Here is a 13756-nt window from a genome sequence, read left to right as displayed (position 1 = left end):
GAACGCACAGGTAACCACCGCCCTGCCGGTCATCGGGATGTTTTACGTTTCGTCCATCGCTGGATAAAGTGTCCAACACCAAGGTAGTGGGACCGACGGGAGGAGACCTGGTGGAAGACCGGCACACACCTGAGGACCTGCAGGGCGGCGAAGCAGGGGACGGACGCGAGGACCGGCCCGGGCACGCTCCGCACCTGGTCGACGAGCGTTCCGGCAGGACGTACGAGCTCGACGCCCGCCGCTGGCGCGGTGACGACGGCGCGCCGTTGAGCGTCTCGCCGTTGCCAGGCCTCACCCCGGCCGACATCGACAGCGGCACGCGTTCCCTCTGGCGCTACCGGGCCGCGCTGCCGTCGGCCGTCGGGCGGCCGGTCACCCTGGGGGAGGGCAGCACCCCGTTGCTCGACAGGGAGTGGGACGGCGCGCGCGTCGGCTTCAAACTGGAGTGGTTCAACCCCACCGGCAGCTTCAAGGACCGTGGCAGCAGCGTCATGATCTCGGCACTGGCGGCGACCGGGGTGCGCGAGGTGATCGAGGACAGCTCGGGCAACGGTGGCTCGTCGGTCGCTGCCTACTGTGCCGCGGCCGGCGTCGGAGCCACGATCCTCGTGCCGGAGGGGACCTCACCGGCGAAGATGCTCCAGACCCGGGCGTTCGGCGCCACCATCGAGCCCGTCCCCGGTGGGCGGGACGCGACCGCCGCCGAGGCCCTGCGCCGCTCGGACCGCACCTGCTACGCCGGGCACAACTGGAACCCCTTCTTTCTCCAGGGCACCAAGACCCTTGCCTACGAGCTCTGGGAAGACCTCGGCTTCGCCGCCCCGGACGCGGTGGTCACCGTGGCAGGAGCGGGCAGCCTCGTGCTCGGTCTCGACCTCGGATTCTCCGAACTGCTGACAGCAGGTCAGATCGCCAGGCGGCCACGGCTGTTGGTGGCGCAGCCCGCCGCGTGCGCCCCCGTCCATGCCGCGTTCCACGGCGCCCCGGCGCCTTCGTTCGGCCCGACGATCGCCGAGGGCACCGCCATCCGTTCGCCCGTCCGGCTGCCCGAGGTGGTGGCCGCCGTCCGCCGGTCCGGCGGAGACATGGCGGCGATTCCCGAAGCCGCCATCGCCGACGGCGTCCGCCGGCTCGCCGCCACCGGGTTGTATGCCGAGCCCACGAGTGCGACCGCCGCCGCGGCCATCGACGTCTTCCGCGAGCGGGGCGCCATCCGCGAAGGGGAGACGACGGTGGTGGTGCTGACCGGTTCCGGGCTCAAGGCGGCGACCGCGATGGGGAATCTGTTCACGGAAGGCACCGTCGCGTGAGCGCCGCGTCCGGGGACCACGAGCGCGCGGAGGACGAACTGCTCCTGCGCGAGGGGGAGAAGATTGTCGTCGCACTGGGGCGGATGTTCCCGGGGCTCTGCGAGGTCGTCCTGCACGACCTGCGCTATCCGGACCATGCCGTCCGGGCGATCGAGAACAACCTCTCCGGCCGTACCGTGGGCGACCCGGCGACCGAACTCGGCCTCGCCCGGATCGCGGATCCCGACTACCCGAGCGTCCTTCAGAATTACCCCAATCGCTTTCCCGACGGCCGTCCCGCCAAGAGCACTTCCATCGGTCTGAAGAACAGCCGGGGCCACTATGTGGCGGCCATCTGCCTCAATCTGGATGTCTCCCTCTTCGCCACGGCGGCCCGGAGTCTCGCCGGGCTCGTGCGAACCGAGGAGCCCGATGTATCACTGGAGGAAACACTCCGGGCCCGCAGCAGCGGTGAACTGCGCGCGGCTGTCGAGGAGTTCTCCGCCGCGCGGGGTCAGACCCCGCGAAGCCTCGATGGCGCATCGCGGCGTGAATTGGTGCGTTCACTCAAAGAGCGCGGCTTTCTTGAGGTGAAGCATTCGGTGCAGGCCCTCACGGACCTTCTGGGCATCTCCCGGGCGACGGTCTACAACTACCTTCGCTAAGGGCTGTCGTCGTGCGCCCGCCGGCGATGACGGGACAGCCCTCAGACCTGCCCGAGGGCCGGTGACGACGCGGGACCACCCGCAGACCGTCCAGATCATGCAGAGATACCGCCTGAGAGTGCAAACCGGTCATATCGCCATTAATCCAGGACGGAAACGGGCATCTAGGTCATGCTGCATGTCCGAAAAGTCGTCTCCTGAGTAATTGTTCACCATGTGGCGCAATGTCTGAATTAGGGGAACCAGAGGCGATTTACTTTCTTTCGTGCGCCCCCGCGGACTGCCCGGCTTCGCAATTGGTTGCAGTGAAATGGGTCACTCCGCGGGGAAATCGCGATCTATGCACGTCGGCCCAGATCCGTTCTGCGTAAAGAAAGTTGAACCTCCCGCCCGATGCGGCCCGACGGTATTTACCCCCATTGGATCATCGCAGGGGTTTACGTCGTGAATTCGGGGCTTGTTCCCTCGCGCCCGCCTCGCTTAACGTCACCGTCAATCCGGGTGGAACGCCGAATCCTGCCGCCACCCGTAAACCACGACCACTGACCCATGGCAGGAGCGGGGGAACCAGGTAAGCCGCCGATCCGCAATCCGGAACGGCTCGGGGTCAAGTCGCATTCAACCGCGGCCGGACATCTCCAGTCCGCACCCGACAGCTCACCTCGCAGGCGACGGAGAGGAATGCGTCATGCCTGCAAAGGGTAAGCACCGCCGTCCCAAGAACAGTTCACTGACCCGGGGCATTGTCGCCGCGGGTACGGGCGGGGCCGCTCTGGTCCTCCCGGTGATCGGGGCGACCACCGCCGGCGCCGCCCCGGCGACGACGCACCCGTCCCTGGGCCACAAGGCCGTGGCCCCCGCCGCGCCGGCTCCCGCGAAGAAGGCCCCCACGACCTACTCCGTCGTCGCCGGTGACTCCCTGTCCTCGATCGCGGACCAGCTCGCCGTGAGCGGCGGCTGGAAGAAGCTCTACCAGGACAACCGCAGGGCCGTCGGCGCGGACCCGGCGCTCATCCACCCCGGCCTGAAGCTCTCCGTCGGCAAGAAGGCCACGGCGGACGCCCCCGCCCCGGCCAGGACCTCCACCGAGCGGGCCGACCGCTCCGAGCGGACGTCGACGCCGGCCGTCGAGACCGTGGCGAAGGCCGCACCGGCCGAGAAGGCCGCACCGGTCAAGAGCTACACCAACGACCTGGACGGCTGGATCAAGGAGTCGCTGGACATCATGGCCCAGCACGGCATCCCCGGCTCGTACGAGGGCATCCACCGCAACATCATGCGCGAGTCCTCGGGCAACCCGCTCGCCATCAACAACTGGGACTCCAACGCCGCGGCCGGAACCCCGTCCAAGGGTCTGCTCCAGGTCATCCAGCCGACGTTCCTGGCCTACCACGTGCCCGGCACGGCGATGGACAGCTACGACCCCGTCGCCAACATCACCGCCGCGTGCAACTACGCCGCGGACCGGTACGGCTCGATCGACAACGTGAACGGTCCCTACTGAGCCGCCCGCCGAGCCAGGCCTGACACGGCACGGCCCCAGCAGCGCCGAGGCGCCGGTCCCACCTGACGGGGGACCGGCGCCTCGGCGCTTTCGCGAACCTCAGAGTTGCTCGAGGGGTTTCTCGAGTGACCGCCGGCGTCGGGCGGGGCCCTGCATGGGCCCCCTCGCCGCGGCCGCCGCGGAGTGCAGGGCCCGCAGCGCCAGCAGGAGTACGCCGATGTCGTCGAGATATACCGGGTCGGGAAGCAGGTCGACCGGGCTGACGGCGTAGACGAGCGAGCCCCAGAAGAGCGCCTTGTTCTTCAGCGGCACCCCGGCCTCGCGCAGGACGGCGCGCGCCTTCCACACCCTGACCGCCAGCACCACGGTCACCACCAGCATCGCCAGAACGGCAGTCGCGGCGACGATCAGAGCGACCGTCAGTTCGGTACTCATCGTGCGGTCTCCTCGGAGTGGAGGTCGGTCCGTCTCCACCCGTGTTCCCTCCATAGAGGTGTCCAAGGGCCTACGGAGCCGGTTGTCCCTCGAACCGGTGACCCGCGGCCGCGGGGCCTCGTTCTCCTGCGCAACCTCGGTCCCACGTCTCCGCCCCCACGCCCACACCACAGCGGTTTCGCCGGCCGACGCCGGCAGTCCGTCAGAAACCGAAGGTCACCGCGACGGCAGCACATCATGGGTGCGGACGTACGGTGGGGGGATGAACGCAGACCCGCTGCCGCCGATCGTGGTGGTTCTCCCGGACGGACAGGAGGTCCGCGGTCTGGTGCACTCCCGGCTCCAGACCTCACGCGGATGGATGTACCAGGTCGGTGTGCCCATGTGGCAGACCACGGCCGAGGAGTGGGTGGAGCCGGCCGAGTTGGTGCTGTGGGTGCCCGCCGAATACGTCCGGCCGATGGAGGGCGTCCCGTACGAGGACATCCCCACGCAGCAGGTGGAACCTGTGCCCGCACCGGCAACTGCCGCTGCGGGTCCGCCCGCTGCCGCGGCACCCGCGCCCGAACCGGACGGGGTACTCGTCCCCGCGGCAACCCCCGCTGTGGAGGCGGGTGAGTCACGACGGGCCTGGCGGATCGAGCGGTTGCCGCGTGAGCGCGGCCGCCCCGGCTGGAATGTGGTGCACGTGCATGACTGCGAGGATGCCGACGACGGCGATGTACTCGACCTCGACCAGACCCTGATGGTGCTCCGGCGCCCGGGCACCAGGGCGTGCACGAAATGCGGCGCCGCCGAAACCCTGACCCCGTTGCAGTGAGAGCGACAGGGTGACCGAGACGGGTCGAAACTGCCCGAAGTCTTCGAACAGCATGTCTCGTTGTGAGTGTGAGCACCGTCGATACCTGCCCGGACGTTCAGTGGAGCGTTGTTTGTAGGTAGCATCCGGCACCACAACTGGTATGCGAGGAAAGTGAGCTGTCATGCCGGAGCACAACCCCAACCACCTCCAGTCCCACTACGCCCAGCAGGTTGCAGCCGACCTGGAGAACAACTCCTCCGAGCAGGAGCGCATCAGGTCCGAGGCGGCAGCGTTGCAGGCCCGGCTGGAGACACTGCAGAAGGACCACGAACTGCTGGTGAGCATGCAGGCCGCCCTGGGCGGCACACCGGCGAAGAGCACCAAGTCGACCAAGAACGCCAAGCCGGCGAAGACCGCCACGGCCGCCAAGGGCGCGACCGTCCCGAAGGCGCGTCGCGCGAGCGGATCCGCAACCACCGCTGCCGCAACCACCGCCAAGGGCAAGAGCAAGCCCGCCAAGAAGCCGGCGGCAACCACCACCGCGCCCAAGAGCACCACCGCGCCCAAGGCCAACTCCGCGCCCAAGAGCACCACCGCGCCCAAGACCGCCTCCACGCCCAAGACCGCCTCCACGCCCCTGCGGGAGCTCGCCGTCGGCATCCTGGGACGGCGCCAGGAGCCCTGGTCCGCGGCCGAGGTCACCCAGGAGCTGGCACGGGCACACCCCGACCGCCCGCTGACCGTGCAGTTGGTGCGCAACGCCCTCGAAGCGTCCGTCGCCAAGAACCAGAGCGAGCGCTCCAAGCAGCAGAACTCGGTGTACTACACGGCGGTCGACAAGAAGGCCGCCGCGGACGAGCCGGCGGTTGCGGCGAGCGCACCGGACGCCTGACACCGGCCGCGCGACACCCCTCGGGCACCCCGACCGACACACCCCGCCCGGGGGTCAGGAGACTTCCTTGATGACGGCGTTTCCCGCGGCCGCGGCTCGCGCGTAGAAACCACGCACGATGTCCACGCCGGCGGCCAGGGAACCGTCCTCGACGACGCTCTCCGTCCGAAGGGTGCCGTCCGGCTGCGGGATGTCCGTGCTGAACGAGTAGAAGGTGGCCTTCCGAAGGAGATCGCCACGACAGGCGATCAGCGTCGGGGCATCGAGGCCCTGAAGGAAGGAGTGGACGGCCCTCACCTGGTCCGGCATGAGCAACAACGGGTTGTAGAGCCTTCCTTGGTTGCCTCCCCGCTCCGCGAGGACGAGTCCGCCCATCACCACGTCACGGGCGGGCGCCGGTGCGCAGGTGAGCAGCTCGCCGTCCTCGTCGAAGCTCTCCGCGCCGGTGAGCAGCACATGGAGGGCGTCCCAGTTGCGGCGGACCTCACTGGTCTCCTCGATCACCCTCGGGTAGGCCGTTCCGTCCTCGTCGTCCTCGAACACGACGTCGTTCCAGGCGAGCCGCAGCCTCTCCCGCCCGGCGGACGGGCCCTCCGGGTGCTCCAGCAGCTCTTCGATCTGCGCTGCGTCGTGCCGTGTGAGCGTCAGCCATAGGGACATCCCGCCACCCTACGGAGTGTGGCCCGCCGGCACGGTCACCGGCCGCCGGTGTCCTGTGCGGCGGCCAGCTCACGCACCGTTGCCATGTCGCTGAACGGCACCAACTGCTCGCCGACGATCTGGTACGGCTCGCTGCCCTTGCCCGCGACGAGAACGATGTCGTGCGGGCCCGCGGCGGCGAGGGCGATGTCGATGGCCTGACGGCGGTCCGTGCATCGTTTGAACCGGCTGTCCGCGGCCAGCAGACCGGGAGTGATCTGGTCCAGGATGGCCTCGGGATCCTCGTTGCGCGGGTTGTCGGAGGTGAGGACGACCAGATCGGACAGTTCCCCGGCGATCTCGCCCATCTGCGCACGCTTGGTGGTGTCCCTGTCGCCGCCGCAGCCGAAGACGGTGATGACATCTCCTTCGGCGAACTCCCGGATGGAGGTGAGGACTTTCTCGAGCGAGTCGGGCGAGTGGGCGTAGTCCACGATCACGGCGGTGCCGGACGGGGTCTGGTACCGCTCGAAGCGGCCGGGAACCGGTGGCATCAGGCCGAGCGCGGCGATGAGCCCCGGCAGGTCGTGCCCCAGCAGGTGGCAGGCCGCGACGGTGGCCAGTGCGTTCGACACCGAGAACCGTCCCGGTACCGGAACGGCCGCCGGGTAGTCGCGTCCGGCGTGATGGAGGGTGAAGCGTGTACCGAACGCGTCCATGCTGAGATCGCTCGCCCGGTAGTCGGCCTCGCCGTCGATGGCATAGGTGGTCACCGCATCCGGCATCATCGCGCTGATGCCCGCGCCCACCGGGTCGCCCGCGTTCACCACGGCGCGCCGGCACAGCCCCTGGAACAGGCGCAGTTTGGCGTCCCGGTAGTTCTCCATCGTGCCGTGGTCGTCCAGGTGGTCCTGGGTCAGGTTGGTGAAGATGCCGACGTCGATGAAAGCGTTGTCGACGCGGTGGTTCAGCAGGCCCATCGACGTGGCCTCCAGGACGACCGTGCTCACCGCGCGGTCGCGCATATGGCCCAACAGGTACTGGAAGTCGGGGGACTCCGGTGTGGTGAGGACGGACCTCGGCATGGGGATCAGCTCGTCGCCGATCCGGCTGCCGGCGGTTCCGATGACACCCACCCGTGCCTCTTCGGAGATCCGCAGCACAGACTCGACCATGTACGACACCGAGGTCTTCCCGTTGGTGCCGGTCACGGCGATCATGTCCATCTGCCGTCCGGGTTCGCCGTAGAACCGAGAGGTGACGACAGCCGCGGCCGTACGCGCGTCCGGGACCCGCACCACGCACACGGCGGCTCCCGTCTGCACCGCCGGCGGGAGGCAGGAAGCGGAGTCCTCGACGAGGACGGCGACGGCGCCGCGCGCCAGGGCCGGGACGACGGCCTCGGGACCGCCCTCGCGATGACCGGGAACCGCGATGAACAGGGATCCGGGAGACACACGATCGGCGTCGAAGCATGTTCCGGCGGTGATCACCGTGTCGGGATCGCCCGTGAGGACCTCGTGCTCGTGCCCGGCCAGCAGTTCGCTCAACTTCACAGGGATCCTCTCGGAGGTGCGGACAGTCCGGTGGTGTGCCGTCGCCGACAGGGGCGACTGCACGCCGAACGGCCGCGGGAGTGGTGCAGGGGGGTGCGCGGTGGAGAGGCGCGGGCCGCGGAGGCGGGACCGTCACCGGTCGAGCGGGGAGCACGAGGAAGGCGCCCGTCCTACAGGACGCACAGGCGTCGTGGACGGGAGTGGGTGCCCGGACGGGGCCCGGTCAGGAGATGGCTAGCCGTGGCCGTGCAGCGCGCGGCAATGAATCCGCGGCGCGAACGGGCGCATCGCGGACGGGGCCCTTCGCAGGCACTCCCTCATCGCGTGTGTGCAACCCATGGGGGGAGTGTACGTGGCACGGAGCACACCGGAATCCACTCGCGGTCGTCGTGGCAGCGGACCGCGATGGTCACACCTCGGTGGGCACATACCGCCGGTCACTCCAGGCGTCGATCCCCGGCGCATACAGCGGGGGCAGGGCGCGCCGCCACAAGCGGGCCCTGCTCTCCCCGGTCTCACCGTCCTACCGGGCCGATACTCCCTCGGCCATCGCCAGCAGTTCCTGCAGCCGCAGGCCGCGCGCCGCGTTCAAGGGGTGATCAATACCGGAGCGGACCGCGGCCGCGAATTCGCGGCGCAGCACCGGCCAGCACTCGTCGTGGTCCATGTCCGCGGTGTCGTAGACGAGTTCGTCGCCCGGTCCGAACAACTCGATCCGCGTCCGGGCCCGTTCCAGTTTCACCGACCCGGACAGCGATGCCTGGCTGACGGCTCCGTCGGCGTGCTCGCAGGTCAGCTCGATCCAGCGGCGGGGGTCACCGGTGCTGCGGATCGAGGTGATGGGGCCGACGGCGACGTCGAGCAGGTCGAGCAGATGCGGGCCGAGGTCCAGCAGGGCGCCGTGTTCGAGGCGCCAGGAGGTGGCGAAGTCTCCGCCGAGGAAGGCTCCGTGGAGATAGCAGGACCGTGCTCCGCTCACCGTCAGACCTGCCGCGCGGGCGAGGAAGTCCCGGGTGCGGGGGTGGTAGCGCTTGGTCAGGACGAGCTGGGTCACGACCTGGTGCTCGGCGACGGCGTCGGCGACCCTGCGGGCGGCTGCGAGGTCCGGGCCGAGCGGCTTCTCCAGCAGCATCGGCCGGCCCGCCTTCGCGGCCCGTACGGCGAGTTCCGCCTGCACCGCCGGGGGCACGGCGAAGGCGACCGCCTCGCACTGCTCCAGCAGTTCGTCGAAGGACGCGGCGACCTTGGCGCCGAAGGGAGCCGCCGTCTCCTGAGCCGCCTCCGGGCGCCGTGCCCAGACAGCTTGCAGCGTCGTCTCGGGGCCGGCGGCGAGCATCCGGGCATGCATCGCCCTGGCCCAGGGCCCGGCGCCGACCAGTCCGACCCGCACGGGGGCCGGGAGGGAGTCGTCCGAAGGTGAGGCGTGCTGCACGGGTGCTCCTGGGAGGAAAGCGCGAAACGCGTGGGGGAGACGGTCAGGAGGGCGAGCCGGTCGCCGCCTGGAGGCGGGCGTCGGCCAGTTCGGGGGCGTAGAGGTGCTCCACCACCATCGCGGCGGCTCCGCTGAGGGCGGCGTATTCGCCGAGGCGGGAGGTGACCACGTTGAGGTGGGCGGTGGTGCGGGGCATGGCCCGCTGGTAGAGGAGTTCCCGGACGCCGGTGAGGAACGGGGTACTGGCCAGGTCGCCGGCGAGCACGAGGACGCCCGGGTTGAGGAGGGTCACGACGGTCACCAGCACCTCGCCGACGCGCTGTCCCGCCTCACGCGCCAGCCGTACGGCATCGGGCTGCCCGGCGGCGAGATGGGTGCGCACGTCGGAGCCGGAGGAGGTGGGGACACCCGCCGCGGCCAGTTGCCCGGCGATGGCCCGGCCGCTGGCCACGGCGGCGAGGCAGCCGTAGGAACCGCACATGCACAGCGCGTCGGAGCGGTCGTGCAGCCGGATGTGGCCGATGTCGCCCGCGCCGCCGTCGATGCCCCGGTAGGGCTCACCGCCGACGACGACTCCGGCACCGATACCGGTGGAGACCTTGACGAGGACGAACGCCGAGCAGTCCGGGTAGTGGTGGCGCTGCTCGGCGTACGCCATGAGGTTGGCGTCGTTGTCGACGAGGACCGGGACGGGTGCCGCCGCATTCACCTGCCGGGCGTACGCCTCCTGCATCCGTGACCGGATCGGGTACTCGTCCCATCCCGGCATGATCGGGGGCTGCACGACCCGCCCCGTGTCCCAGTCGACCGGACCGGGTACCGACAGCCCGATCCCGCACACCGCACTCGCGTCGACGGCCGCCTGCGTGAGCAGGTCCGGGAACCAGGAGGCGACGGTGTCCAGGACCAGGTCGGGGCCGTCGGCGATGAGCAGTTGTGCGGTGTGCTCGGCCAGGATCCGCCCCGAGAGGTCGATGACGGCGGCCCGACCGTGCCGGGTCTCCAGGTCGACGGCGAGCACCACGGCGTGCGTGGAGTCGAACTCCAGGCGCACCGAAGGGCGTCCGCCGGTCGAGGTCCCTGTGGTGTGGGACAGCCAGCCCGCGTCGAAGAGCTGGTCGAGGCGGTGGCCCACGGTGGATCGGGAGAGCCCCGTGGCGAGTTGGAGCTCGCCCCGTGTGGTGGCCTGTCCGCTGCGGATCAGTTGCAGCAGATGGCCTGCACTCGCCTGGTTCGCCGGCATGGTTCTCGACTCCTAGCTCTTGTCCGCGCCGCTGGTCAGACCCTCGGTCAGCAAACGTTCCGCGGCGAAGAACAACAGCACCACGGGAATGGTCAACACGACGGAGCCTGCCATGAGGACGGTCTTCGGGACCTCGATTCCGTTGGCGAGCTGCTGCAGGCCGAGGGAAACCGTCCAGGCGTCGGGGTCCGCCGCCAGGAAGAGGAGCGCGAAGAGGAACTCGTTCCACGCGATCATGAAGACATACAGCCCGGTCGCCATCAGCGACGGCAGCGCCAGCGGAAGGATCACCTTGCGCAGTGCCTGGAAGCGGGTGCAGCCGTCGAGCGCCGCCGCCTCCTCGATGCTGTACGGGATGGTGACGAAGTAGTTCTTCATCATGTAGATCGACACGGGCACCGTCTGGGCGATGTAGACGATGGCGAGACCCAGCAGGCTCCCGGACAGCCCGACCTTGGCGAACATCACGAAGAGCGGGACGGCCAGCAGGGTCGCCGGGAAGAGGTAGACGGCGAGGAAGATCGCGCCCACCTGCCGGCTGCCGAAGAACTTCAGCCGGCTGATCGCATACGCGCCGGGCACGGCGGCGGCGAGGGTGAGCAGCACCGTTCCGAGGGAGACCGCCGCCGAGTTCCCCAGCAGGCGCAGGAATCCCTGGCCGCCCTCCGAGGTCGGCCGCAGCACCGCGCGGTAGGTGTCGAGCGTGAAGTCCGTCGCCGAAACCCACAGCGAGCCGGGATCCAGCAGCAGCGCGTCGATCGGCTTCACCGACAGCAGGAGCATGTAGTAGAAGGGCACGATGGTGATGACGGCCAGGAAGGCGATGGTCACCCACCGCAGCACTCCGAACAGTCTCTCCTCGAACTGGGTACGGGTCATGACCCCTCCTCCTGGACCCTCTTGGCGAAGAACATGAAGTAGATGCCGAGCAGGACGACCAGCACGCCGGCCAGGACCAGGGCCTGAGCAGCTGCCGCGCCGACGTCGTAGCGGGCGGTGAGGAAGTCGTAGACACGCACGGCCACGACATCGGTGCCGGAGCCGCCGCCGGTGAGCAGATAGACGTCGTCGAACTTGTTGAACGTCATGATGAAGCGCAGGACGCACAGCAGTGCCATGACGGGCATCAGCTGCGGCAGAAGTATGTGGCGGAACCGCTGCGTCGGGGTGGCGCCGTCCACCCGGGCGGCTTCCTCCAGGCTCTCCGGGACGGCTTGCAGCCTGGCCAGGAGGAACAGGAAGGCGAAGGGGAAGTAGCGCCATATCTCGAAGACGATGACGGTCAGCAGCGCGAGGGGGATGTCGAAGTGCGCGCCGAGGACGTTCAGCTCGTACGAGCGGGTGGACAGGAACGCGATCGGGTCGTCCCAGCCGAGGAGCTTCGAGCCCCACTCGTTGACGATGCCGTACTGGGGGCTGAGCGCCACCTCCCAGGCGAAGGCGACGGCGACGACGGGTGCGACGTACGGCAGCAGCATCGAGCCGCGCAGCACACCTCGCCCGCGGAAGGGCTTGCGCAGGGCCAGCGCCGCGATCAGGCCGAGCAGCACGGATCCGGCGGTGGCTCCCACGGTGTAGATCAGTGTGGTGCTGAGGCTGGTCCAGAATCCGGCGGAGCCGAAGATCTTGCTGAAGTTGTCCAGGGTCCAGTTGCCGAACAGGCTCATGCTCTGGATGTCGACGAGCCTGGCGTTCTGGAAGGCCAGCAGGACGGTCCACAGGATCGGGATGATGACGACGACCAGGACGACCAGGAAGGTCGGGGTGACGAAGGCCAGTCCGGCCCGGTTCTGGCGTTGTCCGGAGGTCAGATGGCGGCGCTTCGGTGCGCCGGGTGGTGCAGTGGTCATGGCAATCCTCGACGGGGCGGCGGGGCCGCGGTTACTGGAGGGACTTCTGCAGGGCGGAGACTTCTTCGTCCGCCTCGCGGGCGGCCTCGCCCGGCGAGATCTGGCCGCTCGTCATGGCGCCGAGCGCCTTGGGAACGGGCAGTTCGCCGTTGGTGGCGCCGACCAGGGCGCCCTGGCCCTCGGTGATGCCCCAGCGCTTCATGTCGCCGACGCCCTGGGTCAGTTGGTCCAGCAGCGCCGCGGAGTACACCTCGTTCATGGGCTTGCGGGTGTCGACGCCGACCTCGCTCGCACGCCAGGCGCGCTCGTAGCGGTCCGGGTCGTCGGCGGTGCCCGGGCGGACGGGGATCTTGCCCTCGGGCGCCATGCCGATCCAGTCCTCGTAGCCGCTGTTCATCATGTACTCGACGAACTTCTTGGAGGCAGCCGTCTCCGCGGTCCGGGTGACCGCCCAGGACGTGACCTCGCCGAACTGGGCGGGCTCGGCGCCGTCGGGCCCCTTGAGCGCCGTGACGATGCCGCTGTTGTCCGAGAGGAAGTCCTTGTCCTTCTTGCACGCGGAGCAGCTGGGCAGTGCGTCGTCGCGCAGTCCCGCCAGCTCGTCGAGGAGGAAGGAGGACCAGACGATCATCGACGAGGTGCCCGAGAAGTAGCTGGCCCGGGTGGAGTCGACGGACTGGGTGCCGGGGGCTCCGTAGGTGCGGCCGAGCTTGTCGTACAGATCGAAGGAGGTCTTGCAGGCCGGTGAGTCCAGCCGCACCTCTCCCTGCTCGTCGACGAGACGGCAGCCGTTGGCGAGGGCGAGGTTCTCGAAGCTCTGCTGGGTGAAGACATCGCCCGGGTCGGTGGCGACCGAGATCCCGTCGCGGCCCTTCGTGTCGAGTCCCTTGGCGGCCTGGAGCAGCTTGTCGTACGTGTCGGGGACCGGCAGTCCGGCCTGGGCGAGCAGGTCCTTGCGGTAGACGAGGAGCTGCAGCCAGGCGTCGGAGGGGACGGCCAGCTGCGTGTTGCCCTCCGAGGTGAGCCGCAGGGCGTTCGCATTGAACGTCTTCGTACCGAGGCTGTCGACGATCTCGCGGCTGACCTGCGTGTTCAGCAGTTTGTTGCTGTACATCTGCCAGACCTGGCCCATGGGGACCGCGCCGATGACATCGGGCAGCTTGCCGGCGGCGGCCGCCGACATGATCAGCTGCGGCAGCTGGCCCTCGTCCACGCCGACGAGGTCGACCTTGATCCCGGTCTGCTTCTCGAACCGGTCGATGATCTTGTTGGTCGCCGCCATCCGCGGAGGAAGGTTCTCCTGGGACCACACGGTGATCCTGTTGTCCGGCCGGGCCGCGTCGCCGGGGTCGGCGCAGCCGGCGAGGCCGCCGAGGCCCACGATCGCGGCCAGGCCCGCCGCCGTCGCCTTTGACCGACGGATCCACTTGAGCATGTGATGTCCTCACC

Annotated in this window: 13 protein-coding genes and 1 riboswitch; of the genes, 5 read left to right on the top strand and 8 right to left on the bottom strand. The window is 69.3% G+C overall.

Features of this window, described 5'->3' with window-relative positions; genetic code table 11:
• Positions 1-137 precede the first annotated feature (137 nt).
• The 3 genes from OHA05_RS02030 to OHA05_RS02020 all read left to right on the top strand — a co-directional run bounded on the left by OHA05_RS02030 (position 138) and on the right by OHA05_RS02020 (position 3458).
• Positions 138-1310: a threonine synthase gene (locus OHA05_RS02030; RefSeq protein ID WP_328863320.1), complete on the top strand. Its 1173-nt coding sequence runs from the start codon at positions 138-140 to the stop codon at positions 1308-1310.
• Positions 1307-1954: a helix-turn-helix transcriptional regulator gene (locus OHA05_RS02025; protein WP_313948176.1), complete on the top strand. Its 648-nt coding sequence runs from the start codon at positions 1307-1309 to the stop codon at positions 1952-1954. The genes OHA05_RS02030 and OHA05_RS02025 overlap by 4 nt, the downstream gene beginning before the upstream one ends.
• A 530-nt stretch (positions 1955-2484) precedes the next feature.
• Positions 2485-2640: riboswitch (cyclic di-AMP (ydaO/yuaA leader) on the top strand.
• Between the two features lie 2 nt (positions 2641-2642).
• On the top strand, positions 2643-3458 hold the full coding sequence (locus tag OHA05_RS02020) for a transglycosylase SLT domain-containing protein (protein WP_328859587.1): 816 nt from the start codon (positions 2643-2645) through the stop codon (positions 3456-3458).
• Between the two features lie 99 nt (positions 3459-3557).
• Here the strand turns inward: OHA05_RS02020 and OHA05_RS02015 are convergent, their stop codons facing one another.
• On the bottom strand, positions 3558-3893 hold the full coding sequence (locus OHA05_RS02015) for a YkvA family protein (RefSeq protein ID WP_328859586.1): 336 nt from the start codon (positions 3891-3893) through the stop codon (positions 3558-3560).
• A 262-nt stretch (positions 3894-4155) separates the two neighbouring features.
• On the opposite strand from OHA05_RS02015, the gene OHA05_RS02010 reads away from it, so the two are divergent.
• On the top strand, positions 4156-4713 hold the full coding sequence (locus OHA05_RS02010; protein ID WP_313948179.1) for a DUF6233 domain-containing protein: 558 nt from the start codon (positions 4156-4158) through the stop codon (positions 4711-4713).
• Positions 4714-4876: 163 nt separating this feature from the next.
• The gene (locus OHA05_RS02005) at positions 4877-5587 is read left to right on the top strand and encodes a hypothetical protein (protein ID WP_328859585.1); all 711 of its coding nucleotides are present in this window, start codon (positions 4877-4879) and stop codon (positions 5585-5587) included.
• A 54-nt stretch (positions 5588-5641) separates the two neighbouring features.
• On the opposite strand, the gene OHA05_RS02000 is transcribed toward OHA05_RS02005, so the two are convergent.
• The 7 genes from OHA05_RS02000 to OHA05_RS01970 form a co-directional block, all read right to left on the bottom strand.
• The gene (locus OHA05_RS02000) at positions 5642-6247 is read right to left on the bottom strand and encodes a DUF1877 family protein (protein ID WP_328859584.1); all 606 of its coding nucleotides are present in this window, start codon (positions 6245-6247) and stop codon (positions 5642-5644) included.
• A gap of 35 nt (positions 6248-6282) precedes the next feature.
• Positions 6283-7782 (bottom strand): UDP-N-acetylmuramoyl-L-alanyl-D-glutamate--2,6-diaminopimelate ligase, encoded by a 1500-nt coding sequence (locus OHA05_RS01995; protein ID WP_328859583.1) that lies wholly within the window; start codon positions 7780-7782, stop codon positions 6283-6285.
• A 523-nt stretch (positions 7783-8305) separates the two neighbouring features.
• Complete coding sequence (locus OHA05_RS01990; protein WP_328859582.1) at positions 8306-9214, bottom strand: Gfo/Idh/MocA family protein; 909 nt, start codon at positions 9212-9214, stop codon at positions 8306-8308.
• Between the two features lie 43 nt (positions 9215-9257).
• The gene (locus OHA05_RS01985; RefSeq protein WP_313948184.1) at positions 9258-10457 is read right to left on the bottom strand and encodes an ROK family transcriptional regulator; all 1200 of its coding nucleotides are present in this window, start codon (positions 10455-10457) and stop codon (positions 9258-9260) included.
• A 12-nt stretch (positions 10458-10469) separates the two neighbouring features.
• Positions 10470-11336 (bottom strand): carbohydrate ABC transporter permease, encoded by an 867-nt coding sequence (locus OHA05_RS01980; RefSeq protein WP_313948185.1) that lies wholly within the window; start codon positions 11334-11336, stop codon positions 10470-10472.
• The gene (locus OHA05_RS01975; RefSeq protein ID WP_313948186.1) at positions 11333-12307 is read right to left on the bottom strand and encodes a carbohydrate ABC transporter permease; all 975 of its coding nucleotides are present in this window, start codon (positions 12305-12307) and stop codon (positions 11333-11335) included. The genes OHA05_RS01980 and OHA05_RS01975 overlap by 4 nt, the downstream gene beginning before the upstream one ends.
• A 31-nt stretch (positions 12308-12338) precedes the next feature.
• Complete coding sequence (locus OHA05_RS01970) at positions 12339-13742, bottom strand: ABC transporter substrate-binding protein (protein ID WP_313948187.1); 1404 nt, start codon at positions 13740-13742, stop codon at positions 12339-12341.
• Positions 13743-13756: the final 14 nt, after the last annotated feature.

The organism is Streptomyces sp. NBC_00306, from assembly GCF_036169555.1.
GTDB lineage: Bacteria > Actinomycetota > Actinomycetes > Streptomycetales > Streptomycetaceae > Streptomyces > Streptomyces achmelvichensis.
This window is presented reverse-complemented; position numbering and strand designations above follow the sequence as displayed.